This is a genomic window from Corynebacterium sp. (assembly GCF_030532715.1).
GTDB lineage: Bacteria > Actinomycetota > Actinomycetes > Mycobacteriales > Mycobacteriaceae > Corynebacterium.
The window spans coordinates 601,516-627,351 of sequence record NZ_JAUNKO010000001.1 but is presented as its reverse complement, the minus strand read 5'-3'; the positions used below and the strand labels follow the sequence as shown (position 1 = coordinate 627,351).

Below are 25,836 nucleotides of genomic sequence, written 5' to 3'. Positions count from 1 at the left end.
CATGTCAGGTTGGGTAAAGGGTATGAGCATTTCCCGGCATTTAGATCGATATATGGATGAGGAAGGCATTATCCCTACCGCAGAAGTGGAACCCGATCATCCCTGTCAGGTGTTCGAAAACGTGGAAGGAGTCAGGGTAATTGAGGTAACCCCGCAGACGCGCCTAAACGAAGCTCGGAAAGCTGTACAAGACGTGCTGGGGGTACCCGTTTTAGGGGTGCAGTGACCTTTTCTTTTCTAGTGAAGCTGTGCTGCACAGCCGCCACCCAAGAGTAAAATATGACAACTTCCTCATGTTTTGTGGCATATTTGTTTATCTAACATTTGGGCACGTCCGTGTGCTCGAACGAATCAACAAAGGGAGCGAGTATTATCGTGACTGATCATCAGCGTTATTTCCGTACAGAATCCAACGGGGAAAGCCTGCTTGGCCGCCTGCGGGATGAGCCCTTTGCGCTGTGCTTTTCTGGCCAGGGTTTCGATTGGATGAGTACGCTGCGGGAGTCGCTGGATGCTGGGGTGCGCGACGACGTTCGCCAGATCGTCAACGCCTCCGCAGAGTTGATCGCTCCTATCATGGATGATCTTGCGGGGAATCGGCCGCATGGTTTCCATCCGCTCGAGTGGGCCGCCCTCGAAGAGCCCGCGCTGGATTATGCCCGCGCTGCGGTGAGCGTGCCTGGCATTTTCGTGGCCCAGATTGCCAATTTGATGACGCTGGAGGCCCAGGGCCTTAACGCGGAGGATGCCGTCAGCGTAATCGGACACTCGCAAGGAATTTTGGGGCGCTCCCTGCTGAAGGACCCATCCCGCGCCGCCGAGGTTGTGGCTTACGCTGAGTTAATTGGCGCTGCCGCCACGCATGCGGCGCTTGAAGCTGGGTTGGTCGCGCACGGCGATAAGCGCCCGATGGTCATGGTGCAAGGCGTTACTAACCAGCAGATTGTGGATATTATTGACGCCCTGTTCCCCGCCGGTTCCACTGAAGTTGCGGAATGCCCTGCGGTTGGTTTGCGGAATAGCTTCGATACCTTTGTGATTTCTGGCCGCCCCGCCGCAGTCGCAAAGGTATGCGACGTTCTGAACGAGTTGGCGGAGCGTGACGCGAAGCAGGTCACCGAGAAGAAGCGTGGGGGTCGTCCGTTCTCGCCGACGTTTACTCCATTGAACGTTGAAGTTGCGTTCCATCACCCTGCGCTCGCCCCGGCCGTCGACCTAGCTGCGGAGTGGGCGGCGCAGTGCGGCCTGGATGCGGATGTCGCGCGGGCATTGACCCAAGAGGTTTTGGTCGATCACGTGGACTGGGTTGCGCAAACGAACGAAGCTGCGAATAGCGGGGCGCGTTGGATTTTGGAGGTTGGCCCAGCGGGCGGCGTCGCAACGCTGACGGAAACGGTGCTTGCGGGCCGTGGTGTGGGCATTGTGGATGTTTCCACCGAAGACGGTCACGCCAAGCTTTTCGACGCCGGGCACGCCCCCGAAGCCCCCGTAAACTACGCGGAATTCCTCCCGCGCGTGATTGCTGGCCCGCAACCTTACGTGGAAACTGCCTTTACGCGGTTGACGGGTCGCTCGCCGATGCTGTTGGCGGGCATGACGCCGACGACGGTGGATCCGGAAATTGTTGCGGCGGCGGCGAACGCTGGCCACTGGGCGGAGCTCGCTGGCGGCGGCCAAGTTACCCCCGAGATCCTTGAGGAACATCTTGCGCAATTAGATGAATTGCTCGAACCGGGTGTGAATGCCCAGTTTAACTCCATGTTCCTCGACCCCTACCTGTGGAAGATGCAGGTGGGTGGAAAGCGTCTTGTGCGTCGGGCGCGCGCGAACGGTGCCCCGATTGACGGCATCGTCATTACCGCCGGTATGCCGGAACACGATGAGGCTGTTGAACTGATTCGCGAACTCCGCGCTGAGGGCTTCCCGTGGGTGTGCTTCAAACCGGGCGCGGTCAAGCACATTCGCAATGTGTTGGACATTGCCAAGGACGTGCCGGACGTGCCGATCATCATCCAGGTGGAGGGCGGTAAGGCCGGTGGTCACCACTCCTGGGAGGACCTTGATGAGTTGCTGATTGCCACCTACGCCGGCATTCGTGCGCAGAGCAATGTGGTGCTGTGCGTGGGCGGCGGCATTGGCACTCCGGAGCGGGCGGCGGATTACCTCACGGGTTCGTGGGCGGAGGCGTACGGCTTGAGCCCGATGCCCGTGGATGGCATTTTGATTGGTACCGCGGCGATGGCGGCGAAGGAAGCGAAGACTTCGCCCGCCGTCAAGCAGCTGTTGGTGGATACGCAGGGTGCGGACGAGTGGGTCGGCGCGGGCATGGCCAAGAATGGCATGGCTTCGGGGCGCTCCCAACTCGGTGCGGACCTGCATGAGATCGACAATTCGTTTGCCAAGGCGGGGCGCCTTCTGGACGAGGTTGCGGGGGATCAGGAGGCCGTTCAGGCTCGCCGCGACGAGATCATCGAGGCCATTGGCCGCACCTGTAAACCGTACTTCGGTGACCTGGAAACCATGACGTACGAGCAGTGGTTGCGCCGTTACCTTGAGCTGTCCGGCCCGATCGATGGCGAGTGGCTGGACGTCTCGTGGCGCCGTCGCTTCGAAGAAATGGTTGAGCGTACCGAGGCGCGGTTGAGTGACGTTGACCATGGCCAGTTCACCCCGCAGGTTCCGGTGCAGGGCCCTGCTGCTGGCGTGGTGGATTCCCTCGTTGCCGCGTACCCGAACGTAGCTACGGATGTGCTGCATCCCGCCGATGTTGCGTGGTTCCTTCAGCTGGCTCGCACCCCCGGCAAGCCGGTCAACTTTGTCCCTGTGATCGATTCTGATGTGCGCCGTTGGTGGCGTTCCGATTCGCTGTGGCAGGCGCATGACCCCCGCTACTCAGCCGACGAAGTGTGCGTTATTCCTGGTCCTGCGGCTGTTGCGGGGATTACGGAGGTGGATGAGCCGATTGCTGATCTGCTTGCGCGGTTCAACCAGGCAACCATCGACCGGTTGCGCCCAGTCGTCGCGGAGGCCCCCAGCGTTATCGAACGCATTATCGCTGCACCGGGCACGTGGTGGGCGGGTCGAAATACGGTGTCCCTGATTGCGCGCCTTGGCGATGAATCCGCATGGGTGATCGAGGGGAAGAAAGCGACCCACCCGAGCGGCGCAACGCTCGTTGAGCTGGATGATTCTCACGCCGAGTTGGTCGTTCCGTTGGCTGGGTCCACCGCCTTTGGCACCCTCGCCGAACTTCGTATCCGAATTACCGTTCCAGAGATGCTGAGTGCGGTGCCGCAGGTGACTCGCGAGGATGCGGAAGCCGCGATGTCGGAACTGACGCGCATTGCCGCGGGCGGCACGCTGGCGGAGGTTACGGACGGCGTCGCAACGTGGAAGACGCGTATCGACGCCGCTCACGTGGCAAAATACATCAACGTCACCGCAGGCTTCCTGCCGCAGGAGGTCGCGCCGAGTGGCGTTGCCCCGGACGTGTTGGTGGGCCGCGCCTGGCCCGCCGTGTTCGCTGCTGTGTACGATGCCATCATTCCTGGTACGGAGGATCACCGTGTCGTTGAAGGCATGTTGAGCTTGGTGCACCTTGAGCACCATGTCACGCTGCTGCGGGAGCTGCCGGAGTTCACCGACAACGAGCTGATTGTTACCGCTACCACGGATGAAGTGCTGGATACCGATATTGGGCGCATTTTGGTGGTGCGCTGCCGGATCGCTTGCGATGGTGAACCGTTGGCGACGTTGACGGAGCGTTTCGCCGTCCGTGGCCGCACCGGGAAGTCGACCGCACGTACGAATACCTCGGCGTTGCCTTCGGTGGTGAATACCCCGCACTCGTTCCGCTCGTTTGTTCAGGTGAAGGCGCCGGAGAACCTGCGTCCCTTCGCGGTGGTCACGGGCGACCGCAACCCGATCCACGTGTCTGATACCGCGGCGGCGTTGGCGGGCTTGCCGGGCGTGATCGTGCACGGCATGTGGACTTCCGCAATTGGCGAACTCGTTGCCGCGGGTTCCACCCACCGCGTTGTGGAATACACCGCCACCATGTTGTCGCCGATTCTGCCTGGCGCGAAGGTCGAATTTAATGTCGAACGCGTCGGCGTGGATAACCGTCCCGGTTGTGGCGAAGTGCGGGAGGTGACTGCCACGGTTGATGGCGCACCGGTGCTGACCGCCACGGCGGTGATGGCCGCCCCGAAGACCTTCTATGCGTTCCCCGGACAGGGCATCCAATCCCAGGGCATGGGCATGGATGCGATGGCAAGTTCCGCAGCTGCCCGTGACGTGTGGGAGCGCGCGGACCGTCACACCCGCGGCAAGCTTGGGTTCTCCATCCTGGAGATTGTGCGCAACAACCCGCAAGAGGTTGTGGTGCAAGGTGAGCGTTTCTATCACCCCAACGGCGTGCTCTTCTTGACGCAATTTACGCAGGTAGCCATGGCTACGCTGGGGGTGGCGCAGGTGGCGGAGATGCGCAAGGCGTCGGCACTGAATCAGCGCGCCTTGTTTGCGGGCCATTCCGTGGGTGAGTACAACGCACTGGCGGCGTACGCCCAGGTGCTGTCGCTGGAGTCTGTGGTGGAGATTGTGTACCGCCGTGGCCTGACCATGCACCGCCTCGTGGACCGCGACGCAAACGGTAACTCCAACTACGGGTTGGCCGCGTTGCGCCCCAACAAGATGGGCCTCACCGCCGATAACGTTTTCGATTATGTGGCACAGATTTCGGAGGAGTCCGGCGAATTCCTCGAGATTGTGAATTACAACCTTGCCGGCTTGCAATACGCCGTAGCGGGCACCGTCGCCGGCTTGCGCGCCCTTGAGGAAGCCGCGGAGAAGGCCGGCCCAGGGCAGCGTGCCTTCATCATGATCCCCGGCATTGATGTGCCGTTCCACTCTTCGGTGCTGCGCGACGGTGTGGACGATTTCCGCCAGCACTTGGATTCGCTGTTGCCGCAGACGGTGGACCTTGAGGTCCTTGTGGGGCGCTACATTCCTAACCTGGTGGCACGCCCGTTCGAGCTCACTCGCGAGTTCGTAGAGTCCATCGCGGAGGTTGTGGATTCGCCCTACATTGCAGACATCCTGGACAACTTTGAGGATTTTGCGGAGCAAACCCTCGCCCGCACAGTGTTGATCGAGCTGTTGGCTTGGCAGTTTGCGTCCCCGGTGCGGTGGATTGAAACGCAGCACTTGGCGTTGACTGAACTTGGCGTGGAACGCTTCGTTGAGGTGGGCGTTGGTTCGTCGCCGACGATTGCGAACATGATGGGCCAGACCTTGCGTCTGCCGCAGTATCGTGACGCGGATGTTGAGGTGCTCAACGTGGAGCGCGAGCGCGCCATCGTGTTTGCCACCGATGAAGTCACCCGCGAGGTGCCCGCCGAGGAAGCCCCCGCCGAGGAGACTCCGGTGGAGCAGAACCAGGCGGAGCAGAGCACGGAGGCTACGTTTGCGCCCGCTCCGGCGGCCGCTGGCCCGCGCCCTGACGACATTGCCTTTACGCCCGCTGACGCCACCGCGATGCTCATCGCATTGTGGACCAAGGTTCGCCCGGATCAGATGGGTGCAACCGATTCGATCGAGACTTTGGTCGAGGGCGTGAGCTCGCGCCGTAACCAGCTGTTGCTGGACCTCGGTGTGGAATTCGGCTTGGGTGCGATCGATGGCGCCGCGGACGCGGAGCTCAATGATCTGTATGCGACGGTCGGCCGCATGGCGAAGGGGTATTCCGCTTTTGGCCCGGTGCTGGGCGACGCGGTTGCGGATTCCTTGCGCCGGATCCTCGGCCCGACGGGCAAGAAGACCAGCTACATCGCGGAGCGCGTCACGGGTACGTGGCAGCTTGGGGCGGGTTGGGCGGACCATGTCACCGCCGCGGTGGTGATGGGCGCGCGCGAGGGCGCTTCCTTGCGTGGCGGCGAACTCGCCACCCTTCCTGCCGGCGATATTGATGCGCTTATCGACGCCGCAGTGGCCCAAGTCGCTTCCGAGCACGGCGTGACCGTCGCCTTGCCGTCCGCTGGCGGTGGTGGTGGCGGCGTGGTGGACTCCGCCGCGCTGGGTGAGTTCGCGGAGCAGGTCACCGGTAAGGCTGGTGTGCTGGCGGCTACGGCGCGCACGATTCTGGCGCAGCTTGGTTTGGATCACACCCCGAAGACCGCGGACTTGTCCGGCGAGGAAGCGGACGCCGCTTTGTTCGAGTTGGTGTCTCGTGAGTTGGGTTCGGATTGGCCGCGCATGGTCAGCCAGAGCTTCGATGCCAACAAGACCGTCCTGCTGGATGACCGGTGGGCTTCCGCCCGCGAAGACCTTGCGCGCGTTGCCCTCGGCGAGGACGTGGTGGTGGATGTCACCGGCGCCGGTGAGGCTGTAGCCTTGCAAGCCGAGTATTGGGGCCTGGATGAGCATGCTGCACAGGCGCGTTCCACCGAGGGCTTGGACCACGCCAATGAGATTGCCGTGGTCACCGGTGCTTCGCCGAATTCGATCGCCGCGGCGATTACCGCGGAATTGTTGCACGGCGGGGCGACGGTGGTGGTGACTACCTCGTCGCTGAATCACCAGCGGTTGTCGTTCTATAAGGACCTGTACCGCACGTATGCTCGCGGCCAGGCCGCGTTGTGGGTGGCGCCCGCGAACCTGAACTCGTACACGGATTTGGATTCCGTGATCGAGTGGATCGGCACGGAGCAGACCGCCACTGTGAATGGTGAGAAGAAGCTGCTGAAGCCGGCATTGGTGCCCACTGTGCTGTTCCCGTTCGCCGCGCCGCGCGTGACTGGTTCGCTGGCGGATGCTGGCCCGCGGGCGGAAAATGAGATGCGGCTGCTGCTGTGGTCGGTGGAGCGCTTGATCGCTGGCCTGTCCGAGTTGGGTGTGGATACCCAGGTGGGCCGCAGGCTGCACGTGGTGCTGCCAGGTTCGCCGAACCGGGGTCGCTTCGGCGGCGACGGCGCGTACGGCGAATCCAAGGCCGCGTTGGATGCGCTGGTGACGCGTTGGCATGCGGAGCCCGTGTGGGGTGACCGGACCTCGCTGGTGCATGCGCTCATTGGTTGGGTGCGTGGCACCGGCCTGATGGGCGGGAACGATCCGTTGGTTGAGGCTGTGGAGGCCGCCGGCGTGTCCACGTTCTCCACGGAGGAAATCGCCGAGAAGCTCGTTGCGCAGATCGCGCCGGCGGTGCGTAGCGACGCCGCGAACGCTCCCGTGGTCCTTGACTTCACCGGTGGCCTCGGCGAGGCGGATTTGGATTTGGCGGAGCTCGCCCGCAACGCGGCGCGGTCTGCGAGCGATGCGAAGCTGGAGGCGCCGCGCACCTTGCGTGCTTTGCCCACCCCGTATCGTCCGATCGTGCATTCCGACGTTGACTTTGCGGACCAGGTCACGCAGAAGCTTGATGACATGGTGGTGATCGTGGGTGCCGGCGAGCTTGGCCCGCTGGGCTCTGCGCGCACCCGCTTCGAGGCGGAACTTACCGGTGATCTCACCGCCGCCGGTGTGATGGAGCTCGCGTGGAGCATGGGCCTGATTCGTTGGGATAACGGCTGGGTCGACGCGGACGGCGCGGAGATCGAGGAAGGCGAAATTTACGAGCGCTTCCACGATGAAGTGATGGGCCGTATCGGTGTGCGCCGCTTCCACGATGATTTCGGCATGGTGGATAACCTGGCGCCCGAGCTCACCACCATCTACCTCGACCGTGACTTGCACTTCAGCGTGGCAGATCAGGCTACCGCCCGCACGTTCGTGGATTCGGAACCCGAAAACACGTCCGCTTGGTTCGACGAAGAGTCGGGTGAGTGGATTGTAGTGCGGCACGCAGGTTCCGCGGTTCGCGTCCCGCGCCGGATGGCCATGAGCCGGTTCGTCGGCGGTCAAATTCCTGAAGGTTTCGATCCCTCCGTGTACGGCATCCCCGCTGACATGATGGATAACCTCGACCGCGTGGCCGTCTGGAATATCATCTGCACGGTGGAGGCGTTCCTCGCTTCCGGCTTTACGCCCGCCGAGCTGATGCGTTCGATTCACCCGACGCGGGTGTCGTCGACGCAGGGCACCGGCATGGGTGGCATGGCGTCCCTGCGCTCCTTGTACCTCGATGGCATGCTTGCGGAGCCGCGCCAGAACGACATTCTGCAGGAAGCCCTGCCGAACGTGATGGCGGGCCACGTGATGCAGTCCTATGTGGGCGGCTACGGCCAGATGATCCACCCGGTGGCCGCGTGCGCCACTGCCGCGGTGTCGGTGGAAGAAGGTACGGACAAGATTCGCTTGGGCAAGGCCGATTTCGTCGTGGCAGGCGGCGTGGACGACTTGTCGGTGGAGGGCATCACTGGCTTCGGCGACATGGCCGCTACGGCGTCGTCGGCGGAGCTGGAGGGCAAGGGCGTGGAGCACCGCTACTTCTCCCGCGCCAATGATCGCCGCCGCGCTGGCTTCGTGGAATCCGCGGGTGGCGGCACCATTTTGTTGGCGCGCGCTTCCCTCGCAGCGGACCTTGGGCTACCGGTGCTGGGTGTGGTTTCGTTCGCGGAGTCGTTTGCCGACGGCGCGCATACCTCCATCCCCGCGCCCGGCTTAGGCGCCCTGGGTGCCGCCCAAGGTGGCCAAAAGTCTCGCTTGGCGCGCGCCATGGAGGCACATGGTGTGTCCGTGGATGAGATCAGCGTGCTGTCCAAGCATGACACCTCCACCGAAGCCAACGACCCCAACGAGTCCGACCTGCACGAGCGGTTGGCCACTGCCATGGGCCGCGCCGCGGGTAACCCGCTGTTTGTGATTTCGCAGAAGACCCTCACCGGGCATGCGAAGGGTGGCGCGGCGGCCTTCCAGATCATTGGGCTGACACAGGTGTTGCGTTCCGGCTTGCTGCCGGCGAACCGCTCGCTCGATTGTGTGGATCCCGCACTGGCGCGTCATCAGCGGTTGGTGTGGTTGCGCAAGCCGCTGTCGTTGAGCGCCAAGGCAGGTTTGGTGACGTCGCTGGGCTTCGGCCACGTCTCCGCCATCGTTGGCGTGGTGCACCCGGGCGCGTTCGTGGAGGCGTTGCGTCAGGAGCGTGGCGCCGCCGCCGTCGCGGAGTGGATTGCGGCGGCCACCGCACGTGAACAGGCTGGCTACCAGCGGATTGTTCGCGCCATGCACGGTGGTGCGGCGTTGTTTGAGCGCCCCGTGGACCGCAATTTGGGCGGCAGTGGGGCCGCGGCGAAGGAACGCGAGGCTGCGATTCTGCTCGATGTGGATGCCCGCCTTATCGACGGCGTGCTCCGTACCAGCGACGAGTTTTAAGCGTCAGGATGCCAGAGCTCAGCTAGGGCATCCCAATGCTCCGCAGTCATAGAACTGGCTGGTGAGACGGAGACGGATTCGGCCCCGGCTTGCGCGACTGCGCGCAGGCTGGCGGCCAAGTCTTGGGGGCTCACCACGTCGTCGCCCTCGCCCCAGAGTCCGCTTGACATGGTGTAGCGGTCGGGGTGGGAGGCTTGTAAGGCCTTGGCAATCTTGCCGCCATACTTGGGGGACACATCGTTCATGGCAAAGTAATTCCACACAACGATTCGATCCGCGGAGTCTAAAAGCGTGTCGTAATCGTGGCCCGATTCGGCGCGGTCGCCGGTGGGATCCTGCCACGGGGCGCGGACATCGATGTCTACTTTGGTGTCTCCGACTTCGTCCTTGATCGTGCCGAGTAGTTTGGCCAGCGATTTGGAGCGCCAACGGTAGATGGAATCGTGGGATTCATCAATCTTGCCGTTGGAAGTGCGCGGCCAGTCCTTGGCTTTGGCGAAGGACTTGTAGTGGTCTAGGTCATCCTCGCCGAACGTCGAGCCGTCGAACATGAGCTCGGTAAAGGCGATACGTTGAGGCTCGTAGCGCTCGCGAAGTTCCACCGCAAGTTCGATGAGTCGGTCGGCTACCGCGCCGTCGGTAAGCGCGGATACGGAGGCAAAGCTCTCGGAGTGTTTCCCGCCAGCGGAAATGCCTGCAAGGTCTTTGTCTTCGCCGATCCAGCCGGGAAGCAATGCGTCAACGGTGAGGGTCAGTTCGAAACCGTCAGGATAGGCTTTGCGCAGTTCCCGCAGGGCTTCCGCCACAAAATCTCGTTCGGTTTCTCGAACGAGGTCCGCCTGGATGTCGGGGTAGGCCTCCCATGGAAAAGCCACCCAGTCTGGGCGGCCCACGGCGATACTGACGGCGTTCGCGTTCGCTTTCTTGAGGCGCTCGGTGTGGGTTTTCCAATTTGGTTTGGAAGTGACCACGTCTTCGAATCCGAAGTTAATGGAACGGGTTGCGGGTAGGGGAGTTCGCACGGAACAACCTCCAAACATGGTCGCTGCGAGCGCGGCGGAAGACGCGACGAGAAACTGCCTTCGGCTCAGCATTACACCTCCGAGTGCGCGGATGCTAGATGCGGGTTGGACTGGGGGACGGGGGTGGCGGTGATCGCGGGGATGGTGCGCGGGGCGTCGTGAAGCGCGGCGATGCTAATGACGCCCGTGCGTTCGAGCTTGTTCCAGCGGTTCGGCGCGCGGCGGGCCTCCAAGAGCAGCGCGTGGACCATCGTTAGCCCCACAAGCGTGGAATAGATCGGCCACAATACGAGTGTCCATGCGAAGCGTAAATCGGTCAAGGAACGGTTCAGCGCCGTCGCATAAATCACGAGGATCACGGAGATAATCAGCCCCAGCCACGCCAAGAATTCCAAAACGCCGTGGGGGAGGGGGTTTCTCTCCGTAAACGCCAGCGGAACGATGAGGAACGGCGCGATGACCTGCAACACCGGAATCACGATCATGGTGATGGTATTAAACAGCAGGTAGCAGCCGAACATGCCGTAGCGCAGATTGCCCACCATCTGGCGGTGCATCCACGTGGTTTGCAGCAAGCCGCGGGCCCAGCGGACGCGCTGCTTCCACAAGCCGCGGATCGTGGACGGGGATTCGGCGTACACGAGGGCGTCGGGCACGAAGTTCACCTTGAAGCCGTGTTTGTGCACTCGCCACGTTAATTCCAAATCTTCGCCGACGGTGGCTGTGTCGAAATAGCCCGTTTTTTCTAACACTTCGCGGCGGAAGGCGCCGACATTGCCGGACACGATTGGCATGCAGTGCAGCATCGTAAGGGCGCGGCGCACCATGCCGGTACCCACGTGGCTGATCAGCGCCAACAGCTTGGTGAGCACGCGGTCGAGGTTCACCGGGCGATCGTCGCCACACACCGCGCCCACGCTGCGGGAATTAAAGCCGCGCAGCATGTGATGCACTGTATCGGGGGAAAACAAACCATCCGAATCCACAAACATCAACACGTCACCTTGGGACTCGGCAATGCCGTAGTTCAATGCCGCACCCTTGCCCTGGTTGCGTTGCCGAAACCACCGCACGTTCGGATAGCGCTGCGCCAGGCCCGCCATAATTTCGGGCGTGCGGTCGGTGGATCCGTCATCCACCAGAATGATCTCAATGCGCTGGTAGGTGCTTTTCAAAATGGACAGCACACAGTTTTCCAGCACGTTTTCCTCGTTGTAGCCGGGGACGATCACGCTGACCAAGGGATTGAGCTCCACCAACGACCAGTGTTTGCGTTTGTGGTGAAACGTGGTGCGGATTTCGTATATCGCCGACAAGGGGACGAACGTGAGTTTGACTAGTCCGCAGATCAGGATGATGTAGCCGATGGTGTACACCACCGTTGCGAGGGCGTCGATAGCCACGATGGCTCCTAGGTGAGTTCCGCAAGCACGTTGCGCAAAATTTCGGGGGCCTGCTCGCTATTGGCGCCGAACCGCGCGTTGACCTCCAGGACCACGGGAGTGTTGGCGGTGGTGAATCGGATATCGATGTCCACCGGGCCGGTCAGCCCCATGGCGGCCACCGCCTGGCGCGCCACCTCCGCAACCTCGGGCGCGTCGGCGCGGGTGATGCTGGTGGGGTCGTGCTTTTCCAGCACAACCACCACCGAATCCTCCGAAGTTTTCGCATAAACGTTTGGGCAGTACTCTGCGCCGGGGGCGAACTCCTGAATGATCATGGAATCATCCACGGTGGACCAATCGAGTTCTGTTTCGGCCGTGACTACCTGGAAGCCGCGGCCCCCGCGGCCCACGCGCGGTTTCAACACAAAGGTGCCGCCGAAAGCCTCCAGCGCCGTGGCTAAAGAGGCAAAATCGCTTGGCAGCGCGAAACGCGGTACCGGCACGTGGTGTGTATGCAGTTGCTGCATGGTGAAGTACTTGTCGTGCGCGTAGGTCACGGGTTCTTGGTCGCCAATGATTACCGGGGTGTCACCGAAGCGGTCCTTATTCGCGGAGACCACTGCGAGCTCATCCGCCACCGTAGGAATCACCACGTCGATGTCGTGGGTGGTGAGTAACTCCACTAGTGAGTCGATCATCTTCGGATCGGTTGCGTCCGGCACCGTGTCAAACGAGGTCAACTTGGGGTTATCAATAGCAGCGACATCGACGCCGCACACCTCATGGCCAAGGGGAACCAACTGGTTTGCTAGCGCGATACCGGCGGGGCCGCCAATGCCTGTAATAAGAAAACGCATCATATGCCTTCCAGCGAGGAATCGACAAGGCGGACCACTTCAAACGCTTCCGCAAATTGCATCTTGGCTTGGGAACCCCGAAATGCGGCGATTCCTCGGATCTGGTCCGACCGCATATAGGGTTTGTTGAGTTGGTCTTTGTGCTGCTCCACCGCGTGCACCTTAACGTTGACGTAGTCGCTCAGATCAACGAAGAAGGAAGGATTAAAGTCGCGGGTGGTGGAGGGGCTTTCATAACACAACACCGATGGGTGCCGCCGAGCTGCTCGCAGGGTGGCAACGTGGACCGCTAGATGGTCCTGGTGCTGATCATTGCAGGAATGCGTGAGAATGACGTTTGGCTCGAAGCTATTTATCTTGCGCTCAATGGTTTGCACGAGGTCTACTTCGTGCTTGGAGAGTTCGGTATCGGTGAAATCGTGGACATCAATCTGGGAGATGCCCATAAATATTGCTCCGTTGCGTGCCTCGGTAGGGCGCACGGATGCATCGCCGCCGTTTTTGCCGTTACACATGACAATGGCGTGCACAATATGCCCCGCGTCTGCGAGTTTCGCAATCGTGCCGCCACAGGCGATTTCTAAATCATCGGGGTGGGCGCCGATGGCGAGGATGCGCATCGGCTGCACTACCTGAATGGAACGTATTTTCTGTTGCGCGATAAGGAAAATGAGGTACCCGAGGCAAGCGCAAATGGCGATATGCATCATACCGGCGATCATTTGGTGATTCCGGAATGCGATCAAGATAGCTTGCGCGGCGCACACGGCGACGCCGATGCTGATAAAGGTTCGATGGATGCTTCGCCCGTTGCGAAAGTTGCGGTGAAACCACTGCGCTTGTCGAGGTTGAGTGAGATACGCCGTGAGTGCGATCGCGACGCAAATGCCGAGGACGTGCCCGTACATACCTAGGATTCTTTCGGTTCGGGTAGGTAGTGAACACTGCAAGGCGGAGCTGGGGCTACAGGATGCCGTACTGGGGGATTGCAACTCAGATACCGCATGTGCTCCGCTCCGCTTTCTTTTGCAAATTTATTTAGTAAATTGCGAGAAAGACATTATCACATGCCAAGGCTTCCGCCAGTGTACGTCGCATAACATGAGGGAAATTTAATGAACAGTTTTCTGGCGGTAGCGTGATGGCTACGGGGCGTTGACAAGCGTAACCGTATATAACATTTGTTGAAAACATTGTGTAACAATTTTCGAGGTTGACCGATGTTTGCGCATGAGTGCAGCTCAGGTAGCTAACAAACTGGCTGACCTGCCGGGATGTGGAAGCGGAGGAAAAGCCGCCCAGTATTTTTGTTATTTTTGATACGGGATTTAAGTTTTGAATGGGGCGCGTGCACAAGGGTGCGAAAATATAGAAATAGTCCGAGCTTGAATGTGCTGCCATGAGAACGCATAGGGGATGATGCCAGCATTGAACCACCAATTCGGGTGACCCAATTGCAGGGGGCAAACGCTGAGAATGGGATGACGGTACCATCTGGGCTCATGGACATCACCCTTGGCACGGACCTCGTGCACATTCCGGGCTTCGCGGAGCAGTTGGCGCAGCCAGGCAGTAAGTTCGCTGCCGTGTTCAGTGCCGCCGAGTTGCGTCGTGCCAAGAAATACACCGGGCGCAGGCGCGCCGAACACCTTGCTGGCAGGTGGGCTGCGAAAGAGGCATTTATCAAAGCCTGGTCGCAGGCGTGCTACGGAAAACCCCCCGTGCTTGCGCAGGAAGCGGTGACGTGGTCAGAGATTGAAGTGCGGGCGGACGCCTACCAGCGCGTGGCCATCCATTTGAACGGGGAAATTGCACGCGCCGTGGCAGACAGCCTCGGGCACGTGCAATCGAGCTTAAGCATCAGCCACGATGGCGATTACGCTGCCGCTAATGTTTTGTTGATCCGCACGCCGGCCTCCCGCATTTGATCGAGCGCTGGCTGCGGGTCTCCGACGGCCGCGGTGAGGTCGCTGAGCACCTCCACCTGGAAGCCTTCCCGCACGCCGTCGAGTGCCGTGGCTTTCACGCAGAAGTCGGTGGCGATGCCAACGATGGTCAATTCCGTGATCTCATGATCCCGCAACCAATCCGCAAGTCCGAGCGAACTACCGGTCAGGTGCCCGTCAAAACCGGAATAGGCTGCACTGTGTTCGCCCTTGAGGAACACTGCGTCGATCAGGTCCGCATCGAGGTTTTTGTGGAAATCGGACCCGGGCGAATCCGCGACGCAGTGTACCGGCCAAGTGTCAACAAAATCGGGGTGGGGGGAGAAGTGTCCCGCCGGGGAAACGTGCCAATCCTTCGTGGCAATGATGTGAGAATAGCGCCCTTGATCAGCGCGAATGTGTTCGGTGATTCCGAGTGCTACCGCGGAACCGTTGATGGTGGCGAGGGAACCCCCAGGGCAGAAATCGTTCTGGACATCAACAATCACGAGTGCCTTCATGTGGCACAGTCTAACCCGGATGAGGGAGAGGCAACAGGCTTGCCGGAAACTCATAGCAAGGCTACATAGTTGCCACAGCAAACAAATAAGCCAGGATCATACGTTTGATTTCTGCCACAGTTGTTCGGAAACGAGGCTCGTTGAGTTGATGGTCCCGCACAGCGTAGTTCAGCAGGGAAGACACCGTATGCACCATGATCCCCGCCAAGGCGAACCGCTCCGCGTCCGAAGCCGTGGTAGCCAGCGGGCGCATCACTTTCGCTATGATTTCTAAGACCTCTTGTTCGGTCGCCGCAGCTGTCGCGCGCGTCGCCGGCGTGGATTGCACAGCATGCCACACCGCCCGGCGCGAAGGGTCGTCGTGCCACAGCGACGCCAAGTGATCAATAAACTCGTCTAGGAAGTCCGGCCACTGCAACGCCGGCACCCGGGTGGAAAACTTGGCCAGCTCGGAGACGACGCCCGCGGTATCTTGACGATCCAACTCGCAAATCATCACATACTTATTGGCAAAGTACTGGTACAAGGTGCCAATGGGAACGCCCGCCCGCCGGGCCACCTCATCGAAGGTAAAAGATTCGAAACCAACGTCCACTAACACCCCGCGAGCGGCCGCCAGAATCCGCGAGTACTTCTCGCGGCTCCGCTGCTGCGCGGGGCGTTTCCTGGGGACGAGGATTTCAGAACCCTCCATCGGATCCGTCATGCAACTATTCCAAATCCCGCAGCACGCGCGCCACATGCCCCGTCGCACGCACGTTATAAAGCGCGTGTTCGATCCGGCCGTCGGCGCCAACAACAAACGTGGATCGAATCACACCCTGGACAACCTTGCCGTAGTTTTTCTTTTCCCCAAAAGCGCCCCACGCCTGCATCGTCGTCTTGTCCGGATCCGAAAGCAACGGGAAATTCAACCCGTGCTCTGCTCGGAACGTTGCTAGCTTCTCCGGCGAATCCGGCGAGATCCCCACCACCTGAAACTGTAAACGTTCCAGCTGCCCCAAATTATCCCGGAAATCGCATGCTTGTTTGGTGCAACCTGGGGTGTTTGCGCGGGGATAGAAGTACACAATGACCCGCTCACCCGAAAAGTCGGACAATGAGACCGTTTCACCCGCATCATTGAGCAACGAAAATGCTGGCGCAACATCACCAACAGCAAGGCGCACTGAATCAGTCATGTGGTTAACAATACCGCGACCCCGGTTTTTGGGTACCCCCAGGGTCGCAACCCGGGCGCCGGTTCTTTTCGCAGGTGGCGGGGCGGGTGCGGCGTCGAAAAGCGCAGGTAGCGGGGAGGGCGTGCGCATACACCCCGCCATGAACTACCGTTAACGGTAATCAACGTACATCAATCAAGACGTGGAGAACGACGTGGCCCGCAACATTGACGCCATCCAGCGCGATATCGAACGTACCCGCCGCCAGCTGGCAGGCACCCTCGACCAGATCGCCGAGCGTAGCCGACCACAAAACCTCGTGGAAGACGCTCGCAAAACCATGCGCGACCGCCTCAAGGACCCCCGCGTGCAACTCGTCCTCGGCGGTATCGCTGGCGTCGTCGTACTCGGCGTCGGCTTAAGCATCCGCCGGAATCGCAAATACCACCGAGACTTGCGCGAATTGCAACAACTCCTCGCGCAACGCTAACACCGCTTCTCGACGCCCCGCCTCCTCACGCTCAGCGAGGGTTGCGGGGCAACGGCGATGGGTTGAGCAGAGCCTTTACCGCGCCGCTGCCTCATTGCATAAGGAAAACCGGCCCTGGATTTCTCCAGTGCCGGTTTTGTTTGTGGGCCATCAGGGACTCGAACCCCGAACCCGCTGATTAAGAGTCAGCTGCTCTGCCAATTGAGCTAATGGCCCGTGCTTGCAACGAGGTAAAATATAACCCGCCTGAGCGGTGTGGGGCAAATCGGCAGGTTAGGGGGTGTTTTGGGGGTCTATTCTCGGCGTCGGCGCGACGTATGTGCGATGTCGCCTTACGCGCCGGCGATAGCGGGATTGCTGCGCCGCCATCACGATCACGCTTGATGCACGATGGTTCTTGCGTCCGGTGAGCTTGCGGGAGTTGAGCAAAGGGCAAACTCCCAGCGTATAGGTGGTGCGCGAGGTATTAATTTTGTTTTGCAACAGTTCGGCAACGTTTTTTATTCGTGTTTAAAACTGTTATCTTCCCGTGCCAAGCGAGGTGTATTCTCGGGGAGCGTGCACAGTGGTGCATGGTCTTGTTGAGGTTGGTGGCAGAAAGATAGTTGAGGATGAGTGTTTCTGGTGTGGCCCGTCCCCGGATGGGTCGTGTTGGCTCGGCGATACTCGCCGTAGTCACAACGGCGGCGTTGCTTGCCGGATGCACCATCAGTGGTGATGGTGGTGCCGATAATTCTGCGGCTTCCCCAACGAAGGAGGCTCCCGAAAAGCCTGAAGTAAGTGTGAAGGACGGGGCCGTTGACGTGAATCCGGCGAAGCCGGTGACTGTGTCGATGAAAAAGTCGCGTCTTAAAGAAGTGACCATGACGAACCAGGACGGCAAGGTGGTGGAAGCCGAGCTGTCTTCCGATGGGAAGTCGTGGACCACGACCGAGGATCTAGGGTTTTACCGTGAGTACACCATTGACGCCGTGACTAGCGAGGGCGAAAAGGTGCACACCACGTTTTCAACCGTGAAGCCGACGGCGGAGGCGAATGTAGCGTTGTCTCCGATCCCGGAGTCGGTGGTTGGGGTTGGGCAGACGGTGTCCTTCCAGTTTGGGGTGGCTATTCCGGACCGAAAAGCGGTGCAGGATGCGATTACGATTAAAACGGAGCCGAAGGTAGAAGGCGCGTTTTATTGGATTAGTGATTCCGTATTGCGGTGGCGCCCGGAGGAGTTTTGGGAGCCCGGCACGAAGGTGAGTGTTGAGGCGAAGTTGTACGGCGTGGATCTCGGCGACGGGGTGTACGGCGGCTTGGACAATGAATCGTCGTTTACCATCGGCGACAACGTCGTCGCGGTTGCCGACGACGCGACGAAAACGTTGACGATTTCCCGCGGCGGGGAGCAGGTGAATTCGATGCCTATTTCAATGGGCTCGTCGAAGTTCCCCACGCCGAATGGTACGTACGTGGTGGGGGACCGGAACCCACAGATGGTGATGGATTCTTCCACGTACGGCTTGGATGTGAACTCTGCGGATGGTTACCGCACGGACGTGCAATTTGCTACGCAGCTTTCCTGGTCCGGCATTTACGTGCACGCCGCACCGTGGTCGGTGTGGGCGCAGGGGAGCCAGAATGTTTCGCATGGCTGTATCAATGTTTCTACGGCGAACGCGCAGTGGTTCCAGGACAACGTGAAGCGTGGCGACGTGGTGATCATTAAGAATACGGTCGGCGGCGAGCTCTCCGGTTACGATGGGCTCGGCGATTGGAACATTCCGTGGGAAACCTGGAAAGCAGGGAACGTAGACAAGTAAAGCGTTTCTCGACGCCGCGGAGAGGAGTGCTTATGCGCACCTTCCTGGTAGCCTGCACGCTGGTTGCTGTTTCCACAGTGATGGCGGCGTGCGGTTGGGAGGAGACGCGCGCGCCGGTAACGAGTAGCCAGGCAATTTCGATAACACCCGTGACTTCAACGGCGTCAGCCGGGGAAGCTGCGGGTGTTGCTGCTGCCAGCGGTGACTCGGAATCCGCGCCGGGGCAACTTACCATCGATCCTGCCTATTGCCGGGATTTGATTGTGGTGGAGGCCGCCGACGCGCACGTGCAGGAACGCGTCTGCTCCCGCGAGCTTACGCAGGCAATCGCGGATCTCGACGCCGCGGCAATCGACGCCAACCGCGACGGCAAGGCGAATATTTGGGAACTCATCGAAACGTTCGATTGGCCCACGATGTTTATGGCGCAGCGGAGTTTCCCCGTCTCGGTTCCGGAAACTCCCCGCTATGAGGGTTTCCATATGCACGGCTGGTTTGCCGACCCCGCCGAATGCGAGGCGGCACGCATGGAAAAGGGCGGCCGGAGCCGCCCTTGCCAGCGTTCGCAGAATGACCAATATTATTTCGAATGGTGGGGCCCGTAGCCTTGGGGCCGCAACGGGTGGGTGGGGTGCGAGGCTACTTCACGCCGTCGAAAGCCTTCAAAATGGGCTTTGACAGGAACCACAGCACTACGCCCAACGCAATGGCGCTGCCGCCCAAGACCACGAAGTAGGTTTTCTCCGCGCCGGCGTCCTCGGGGTTATAGAAGCCGGCAAAGGTGCCGGACAAAGCGGTGCCGATGGCCAGCGAAAGCATGTGCAAACTCATCATGCGGGTGGGGAAGGCGTGCGGTGCCACCTTGGTGGCCAGCGACAACCCCACGGGAGAAATCAACAATTCCGCAATCGTGAAAATAAACAGGATCCACACGATCACCAGGAAAGGCGTGGAATTCGCGCCGCCGCCCGCAAACGGGACGAAGAAGAACGGAGCGACGCCCACCACGACCAAGGCGAGGGCATATTTGACGGGGCTGGAGGGTTGACGGTCGCCAAGCTTCAGCCACATGGTGGCGAAAATACCGGCGAAAATAATGATAAAGATCGGGTTGATGGCGTTCACCCACGCTGGCGTAATCTCCATCGAACCGAACGTGCGGTTCAAACGCTGATCCGAATACACGGCGAGCACCGTGAACTGCTGCTGGAAAATGGAGAAGAACGCAACCGAAGCCAAAAACATCGGAATAAATCCCAAGAGTCGGCGCTTCTCCGCGGCAGTCGTTTCCGCCGAACTCAGCATCTGCCAAAACAGCACAATTGCCGCCACGAGCGCGATCATCGACACTACGTTTGACAGCTGGCGGGGTTGGATCAGCCCCGAACGCATCACCACAAATACGATGAGCACCACCAGGATCGTGATCACCGCGTACGGCAGGTACAGTCGCTTCGGCAGCGGGTTGGAAACCTCGTGGCCGGCCGCACCGATGGTTTGCTTCCGCATCAACGCGTATTGCGTCAGGCCGATCGCCATACCAATTGCGGCCAAACCGAACCCAAAGTGGAACCCGTACTGGCTCCACCCCCAACCGGTGAGCAGCGGGCCAAACAACGCGCCAATATTGATGCCCATATAGAAGATGGAAAACCCGCCATCGCGGCGAGGATCATCCTTTTCATACAAATCACCGAGCACGGTAGAGGCGGTGGTCTTCAAACCGCCCGAGCCCAGTGCAATCGACACCAAACCGGTGATCAAGCCGAGGTAGCCGGGGAGTAGCGAAAGCGAAATGTGGCCAAACATAATCAAAATGGCCGAATAGAACAATGTTCTTTCCGGGCCAAAAACCCGGTCAGCCAACCATCCGCCGCCGATGCACGCAAGATACACCATGCCGCCGTAGGCGCCCACAATAGCGGTAGCCACGTCGCGGTCAAGGCCCATGCCGCCTTCCGATGCGGAATAGTACAAATAAAACACCAAAATGGCCTGCATGCCGTAGAAACTGAACCGTTCCCACAACTCCACGCCAAATAGGTTTGCCAAGCCCCAAGGGTGGCCGAAAAACGTTCTCGACTGGTGGGGGTCCTTCCCCGCAGGGGTAACGTCCGTAGAGGTTCCAGTAGTCATAAAACAAGCGTAGAAGCCCGAAATGCCTGAGACCATAGGAATTAGTAGATCTAATGATCATTGAAATGCCGAAATTTAAGTAAAGGCGGCAGTAATTTGGGGGTGGAGTTTGGCCGTGAGCGAGAATGCGCAGGACATCCGCCAAGGTGGTGTGTTCTACACTACATTGCGAATAATGCAATGCGGGTGACAGCGGCGGGGCCTCCGCGGCCAGTCGCCCCGATGCGTTCCGGGCTAGTAGGCGCGGGGCTTCCAACCAGTCTTGGGGCGAGTGGCATGCCAGAACTTCACTTCCCTCGGGTCCCAAAGAGGCGTGCTTTGATCCAGCCGCGCCACCGGCTGGGGCGCGCTTCTGCCGACGTGAGTCTGCCAATTGGCAATACTGAGACCGCAGTTCGCCGCAGCTTCTGCGGAGGTCCACAGGCGCTGGCCGGTTGATTCGTCAATAATGATGGGTTTCATTTTGGAGATCACTTGCCTTGACTGCGTTGGAAACACCACGTGCCCACCGCACCTTTGGGCGGAAGCGTGAGCGGTGCTGGTACTCATGGCGGGCTCAGAAAAGCCTCAGCGACATGATACTGGTTTCCGCTGGTGAGCTCACGTTTCCAGAAACTGGGGGTACCCTAATTTCTATAGTTCGCTACCCAATTGCGGGCAAAGAAAATGTTTCCGAGGGCGTGATCAAGGAATGCGGCCAGCAACGGAGGCTGCCGGCGGCTAGCGCGACGCCGATACGCGGGCATCCTGGACACGAAGAATGTCCTGCGCAACCCGGAAAGCCTCATAATCGGTAGGGTCGCACGCCTCCACCGGAATCGTATCCACAATAATCTTGCGCGCGCTATGCGGGTCACTCATTAAAATATTGCTCTTACCAGCAATATCCGGAAGCGCACCCGCGTTATCTAACATGTCCTTGCAAAGCCGAACAACCTCCGGATCCTCAAGGGCATCACCATAATCAAGCGGCTTGCCCGTCACGCGCTCCTGCTTACTCACCACCGTAGTTAATTCAGGATTCAACGGAAAAGGCTCAACAGTAAAATCCTGTCGCGCAATCATCTCCTCCGGAAAGTGATCACACAACACATCCTGCTTCCTATGCAAACGATCAATGTACGCTTGCCGATCAGAACTCCCCATATGCAATGTTCGATGATGAATCTTACGAACACGCCAATCCCCATCCGCAACAACGACGGAATGATACCCCAACCCCAAAATATGCAAACCCGACGCCCGATAATTCCGAACAACGAAATTCAACATCGCATTCGGCGCCACACCCACCGCCGCAACCCCCAAGCGTGACATCCCCGCCTGAAATAAACCCCGGTCCCGCTCCGAACGGAGAAACCCAGAGCGCAAATACCTATTCCCACCCAACGTCACGCAATCATAAGCAATACGTATCGACTCATTCAGTAACCGCATTTTTTAATTATAGACAATCTATTGGAAAATTTGTTGCTATAAAAAGTGCGTCTAGGGGGAGCTGATCCGCTATTGGCGGTGTGGGCTCCCCAAAAAACCGAAGGCGGCGGATTCTGGCGGTCGTGGAGACACGTCCTAGTTTTGTGATATTCCTAGCAGGGTGGTCATTCGTTCTGCTGGGGTGTCGAAGTCGAGTGTTTTGCGGGGACGTCGATTCAATTGCATTGCTACGAATTCAAGGTCGTGTTCGGTGTGAACGCTGAGGTCAGTTCCTTTTGGGAAGTATTGGCGCAGTAACCCGTTGGTATTTTCGTTGCTGCCGCGTTGCCACGGTGATCCTGGGTCGCAGAAATACACTGGGCAGTCCGTGGCGATTGAAAAGGATTGATGCCCTGCCATCTCGCTTCCTTGATCCCAGGTCAATGATCCTTTGAGGTGATTGGGAAGAGTGTTTATGGTTTTGATTAAAGCGTTTTTGACAGCGACAGCGTCATGACCATCAGGAAGATGTAACAACATCACATACCGGGTAGTTCGTTCAACGAGGGTTCCGATAGCAGACTTGTTTCCTTTCCCTAGTATGAGGTCGCCTTCCCAGTGGCCTGGTACAGCTCGATCTTCGACCTCGGCGGGCCGGTCAGAAATCATCACCATCGGATCGATAAATCGTTTCCTGGGAATTCGTTGCCCGCGAGGTTTGCGCACCGTGCGCCCTTGCCGCAGGCATGATGCGATTTCTTTCTTCAACTCGCCTTTAGCCTGGAAGAATAAAGCTTGGTAGATGGTTTCAGTACACCTGTGCATAGTGTCATCGCCAGGATGTTCTTTACGCAACCGTCCAGCGATCTGCTCCGGAGAAAGCTTCTCACGCAGCATCTCCATCACTGTTTGCCATAGTTCCGGCACAGAGTTGATCTTGCGTTGTTTGGGCAGGAATCTCCGAAGCACTGATTTGCGATGAGCATGCGTGGGCAAATACAGGCCAAAGTCATCTTGGTTACAGCGTAGCTCTTTGCTGATAGTGCCAGGTGAGCGACCCAACCGCCGGGCTATGGCACGCACTCCTGCTCCCTGACGACGCAAGTCAAAGATAAACTCGCGTTCCTCAATGCTGAGATACCGCGGTGATATGTGCTGATCAATACGCCCCTGAGGCACAACAGCAATAGGCAGTGACTGTCGGCCGTTCACATACTCTCCTCTACCGAAGTAGAGGAAACGCCCAGCAAGCGCGTGATCGTGGACAGAGGGGAAGGGCCTTAATGAAAGTCCTCTACCGAAGTAGAGGAAACAGCTCTGCTGACCACCCCGTAGGCAATCTTCTAACAGCCTCAATGAAAGTCTTCTACCGAAGTAGAGGAAGCAAGGGGGATGCGTTTGAGCTGTGGGAGAAGATTTGCCTCAATGAAAGTCCTCTACCGAAGTAGAGGAAGCCCAGTGGTGTCCTTGTTCGAGTGCCCGATACCAGGCGCCTCAATGAAAGTCCTCTACCGAAGTAGAGGAAGCCAAAAGTTGAGCGACTTCGGGATCTTTGCGGGAGACGCCTCAATGAAAGTCCTCTACCGAAGTAGAGGAAGCATATGCGGTGCCCTGCGTGAAATAATTCGTCGCCTTGCCTCAATGAAAGTCCTCTACCGAAGTAGAGGAAGCCTCGCGCACGGCGGCCGCGACGCAGGTCTTTTCGGGCCTCAATGAAAGTCCTCTACCGAAGTAGAGGAAGCAGGACACTTTCGCTCCCGTGTGGGAGTGGATCGTCAGGCCTCAATGAAAGTCCTCTACCGAAGTAGAGGAAGCCACGGGCGCGCTCCTCAGACACCCCACCTGCGCCTTGAGCCTCAATGAAAGTCCTCTACCGAAGTAGAGGAAGCTCCCTCGGCCGCCACCCACTCTGCGAGCACCATGCGCCGGCCTCAATGAAAGTCCTCTACCGAAGTAGAGGAAGCAGCCCCAATGCCCCCTGAGAATGCAGCCAAATACGGGCCTCAATGAAAGTCCTCTACCGAAGTAGAGGAAGCACCGTGACCTGTGGTTTTGGTGGGGTTGATACGTGCCTCAATGAAAGTCCTCTACCGAAGTAGAGGAAGCTTCGCCGGATGGAACACCGGGTGTTTGTGCTTCCACCCACGCCTCAATGAAAGTCCTCTACCGAAGTAGAGGAAGCATCGGCTGGATGATGCGTAAAAGCCTGATCCAAGCAGCCTCAATGAAAGTCCTCTACCGAAGTAGAGGAAGCTAGTTTCCGCCACCCTTGTCTCCACGCCTCTCCGCTAAGGCCTCAATGAAAGTCCTCTACCGAAGTAGAGGAAGCTTTGGGGTTGCGCCTGGATCCCGAGCTCATACAGGATGCCTCAATGAAAGTCCTCTACCGAAGTAGAGGAAGCATCACGAAAGAGTAACTCTTGTGTTGCGGCGTGAAGCGGCCTCAATGAAAGTCCTCTACCGAAGTAGAGGAAGCACCACACAGTCACACATGGGAAAGTCCGCACCTTCGGCCTCAATGAAAGTCCTCTACCGAAGTAGAGGAAGCCTCATGGCAATCGCAGCGTACGCCGCAACCATCATCAAGCCTCAATGAAAGTCCTCTACCGAAGTAGAGGAAGCGCACAGCAACCTCCATGTTTTAGCGTCGAGCGTTGAAGCCTCAATGAAAGTCCTCTACCGAAGTAGAGGAAGCGTCCTCAATGACTACCCGTCCCCGCCGGGTGCTCCACGCCTCAATGAAAGTCCTCTACCGAAGTAGAGGAAGCGGTATCCATAGCGCACGATGTTTAGGGAGGTGACGCCTCAATGAAAGTCCTCTACCGAAGTAGAGGAAGCTTCTTGGTCACCGCTTCTGGCTTGGTGGCGGGGTTGGCCTCAATGAAAGTCCTCTACCGAAGTAGAGGAAGCTTTTGGGACACCGTCCAGGCATATGACGTCACCCAGCCTCAATGAAAGTCCTCTACCGAAGTAGAGGAAGCCCCCGCTTCCGCTCCGCAGCGAACGCACGACGAATGCCTCAATGAAAGTCCTCTACCGAAGTAGAGGAAGCCGTTCAATGTGATCAAAATTTTCATGGTGCGACAGCCTCAATGAAAGTCCTCTACCGAAGTAGAGGAAGCATTCAGGAGTTGCTTTTCCTCCAAAACAGACAGCTCGCCTCAATGAAAGTCCTCTACCGAAGTAGAGGAAGCTGCCTTTCTATCAGCACCGATCAGCGCGCACCATCGAGTGGCCTCAATGAAAGTCCTCTACCGAAGTAGAGGAAGCTGTGGCCCCTGAACTACTCCGTTGGGCTATCCGTCGCCTCAATGAAAGTCCTCTACCGAAGTAGAGGAAGCGGATCGCCCACTAGGCGGGTGGAATTCTCCAAACCAGCCTCAATGAAAGTCCTCTACCGAAGTAGAGGAAGCTGATGTTTCCCCCGAGTTCCGTATCGCGGGTGTTGATCGCCTCAATGAAAGTCCTCTACCGAAGTAGAGGAAGCTCGGCTTTATCACACTAGACGTGAGTGAGCCACTACCGCCTCAATGAAAGTCCTCTACCGAAGTAGAGGAAGCATTCAGGAGTTGCTTTTCCTCCAAAACAGACAGCTCGCCTCAATGAAAGTCCTCTACCGAAGTAGAGGAAGCCTCCGCTAAGATATCCATGATGCGCTGCTTTTCTGTTTCGCCTCAATGAAAGTCCTCTACCGAAGTAGAGGAAGCCTGAGGTGAAAGATGCAGGTGTTGGCGAGGCAAATGTGACGCCTCAATGAAAGTCCTCTACCGAAGTAGAGGAAGCTGATCTGTAAAGTGCGCATATAACCCTCTT

Annotated in this window: 15 protein-coding genes, 1 tRNA gene, 1 pseudogene and 1 CRISPR repeat array (1 of these 18 only partly in view); of the genes and pseudogenes, 5 read left to right on the top strand and 12 right to left on the bottom strand. The window is 58.9% G+C overall.

The window, feature by feature from the left end; genetic code table 11:
• Positions 1-423 precede the first annotated feature (423 nt).
• Positions 424-9,306, top strand: coding sequence for a type I polyketide synthase (locus Q4D83_RS02835; protein ID WP_303172878.1), 8,883 nt, complete (start codon positions 424-426; stop codon positions 9,304-9,306).
• Here Q4D83_RS02835 and Q4D83_RS02830 read toward each other — a convergent pair.
• From Q4D83_RS02830 to Q4D83_RS02815, 4 genes are all read right to left on the bottom strand, one after another.
• On the bottom strand, positions 9,303-10,328 hold the full coding sequence (locus Q4D83_RS02830) for a hypothetical protein (RefSeq protein WP_303172758.1): 1,026 nt from the start codon (positions 10,326-10,328) through the stop codon (positions 9,303-9,305). The genes Q4D83_RS02835 and Q4D83_RS02830 overlap by 4 nt on opposite strands.
• A gap of 71 nt (positions 10,329-10,399) precedes the next feature.
• On the bottom strand, positions 10,400-11,731 hold the full coding sequence (locus Q4D83_RS02825) for a glycosyltransferase family 2 protein (RefSeq protein ID WP_303172757.1): 1,332 nt from the start codon (positions 11,729-11,731) through the stop codon (positions 10,400-10,402).
• Between the two features lie 8 nt (positions 11,732-11,739).
• Entirely contained in the window at positions 11,740-12,573 is an 834-nt protein-coding gene (locus Q4D83_RS02820) for an ATP-grasp domain-containing protein (RefSeq protein WP_303172756.1), read from the bottom strand.
• On the bottom strand, positions 12,570-13,478 hold the full coding sequence (locus tag Q4D83_RS02815; RefSeq protein ID WP_303172754.1) for a PIG-L deacetylase family protein: 909 nt from the start codon (positions 13,476-13,478) through the stop codon (positions 12,570-12,572). The genes Q4D83_RS02820 and Q4D83_RS02815 overlap by 4 nt, the downstream gene beginning before the upstream one ends.
• A gap of 594 nt (positions 13,479-14,072) precedes the next feature.
• On the opposite strand from Q4D83_RS02815, the gene Q4D83_RS02810 reads away from it, so the two are divergent.
• A complete protein-coding gene (locus Q4D83_RS02810; protein ID WP_303172752.1) occupies positions 14,073-14,498 on the top strand; it encodes a holo-ACP synthase in 426 nt (141 codons plus the stop codon).
• Here Q4D83_RS02810 and Q4D83_RS02805 read toward each other — a convergent pair.
• From Q4D83_RS02805 to bcp, 3 genes are all read right to left on the bottom strand, one after another.
• Positions 14,447-15,016 (bottom strand): isochorismatase family protein, encoded by a 570-nt coding sequence (locus tag Q4D83_RS02805; protein ID WP_303172749.1) that lies wholly within the window; start codon positions 15,014-15,016, stop codon positions 14,447-14,449. The two genes, Q4D83_RS02810 and Q4D83_RS02805, sit on opposite strands and share 52 nt — an antisense overlap.
• A gap of 61 nt (positions 15,017-15,077) precedes the next feature.
• Positions 15,078-15,722 (bottom strand): TetR/AcrR family transcriptional regulator, encoded by a 645-nt coding sequence (locus Q4D83_RS02800; protein WP_303172747.1) that lies wholly within the window; start codon positions 15,720-15,722, stop codon positions 15,078-15,080.
• A 4-nt stretch (positions 15,723-15,726) separates the two neighbouring features.
• Positions 15,727-16,197, bottom strand: a complete 471-nt coding sequence (gene bcp, locus Q4D83_RS02795) for a thioredoxin-dependent thiol peroxidase (protein ID WP_303172746.1) — start codon at positions 16,195-16,197, stop codon at positions 15,727-15,729.
• A gap of 193 nt (positions 16,198-16,390) precedes the next feature.
• Between bcp and Q4D83_RS02790 the strand changes: the two genes are divergently transcribed.
• Complete coding sequence (locus Q4D83_RS02790; RefSeq protein WP_303172875.1) at positions 16,391-16,666, top strand: DUF3618 domain-containing protein; 276 nt, start codon at positions 16,391-16,393, stop codon at positions 16,664-16,666.
• A 143-nt stretch (positions 16,667-16,809) separates the two neighbouring features.
• Here Q4D83_RS02790 and Q4D83_RS02785 read toward each other — a convergent pair.
• Positions 16,810-16,882: transfer RNA gene (locus Q4D83_RS02785), tRNA-Lys, on the bottom strand.
• A gap of 395 nt (positions 16,883-17,277) precedes the next feature.
• On the opposite strand from Q4D83_RS02785, the gene Q4D83_RS02780 reads away from it, so the two are divergent.
• A complete protein-coding gene (locus Q4D83_RS02780) occupies positions 17,278-18,471 on the top strand; it encodes an Ig-like domain-containing protein (protein WP_368502169.1) in 1,194 nt (397 codons plus the stop codon).
• A gap of 32 nt (positions 18,472-18,503) precedes the next feature.
• Positions 18,504-19,076, top strand: coding sequence for a hypothetical protein (locus Q4D83_RS02775; protein WP_303172745.1), 573 nt, complete (start codon positions 18,504-18,506; stop codon positions 19,074-19,076).
• Positions 19,077-19,110: 34 nt separating this feature from the next.
• Here Q4D83_RS02775 and Q4D83_RS02770 read toward each other — a convergent pair whose 3' ends face one another.
• From Q4D83_RS02770 to Q4D83_RS02755, 4 genes and pseudogenes are all read right to left on the bottom strand, one after another.
• The gene (locus Q4D83_RS02770; protein WP_303172743.1) at positions 19,111-20,607 is read right to left on the bottom strand and encodes a peptide MFS transporter; all 1,497 of its coding nucleotides are present in this window, start codon (positions 20,605-20,607) and stop codon (positions 19,111-19,113) included.
• A gap of 234 nt (positions 20,608-20,841) precedes the next feature.
• Positions 20,842-21,069 (bottom strand): hypothetical protein, encoded by a 228-nt coding sequence (locus Q4D83_RS02765; RefSeq protein WP_303172741.1) that lies wholly within the window; start codon positions 21,067-21,069, stop codon positions 20,842-20,844.
• Positions 21,070-21,327: 258 nt separating this feature from the next.
• Positions 21,328-22,044 (bottom strand): hypothetical protein, encoded by a 717-nt coding sequence (locus Q4D83_RS02760; protein ID WP_303172739.1) that lies wholly within the window; start codon positions 22,042-22,044, stop codon positions 21,328-21,330.
• Positions 22,045-22,179: 135 nt separating this feature from the next.
• Positions 22,180-23,187, bottom strand: a pseudogene (locus Q4D83_RS02755) (IS30 family transposase); the annotation flags it as partial.
• 41 nt (positions 23,188-23,228) lie between these two features.
• A CRISPR array of direct repeats spans positions 23,229-25,836; the repeat unit is 36 nt; unit sequence GCCTCAATGAAAGTCCTCTACCGAAGTAGAGGAAGC; it runs 1,069 nt beyond the window's last position.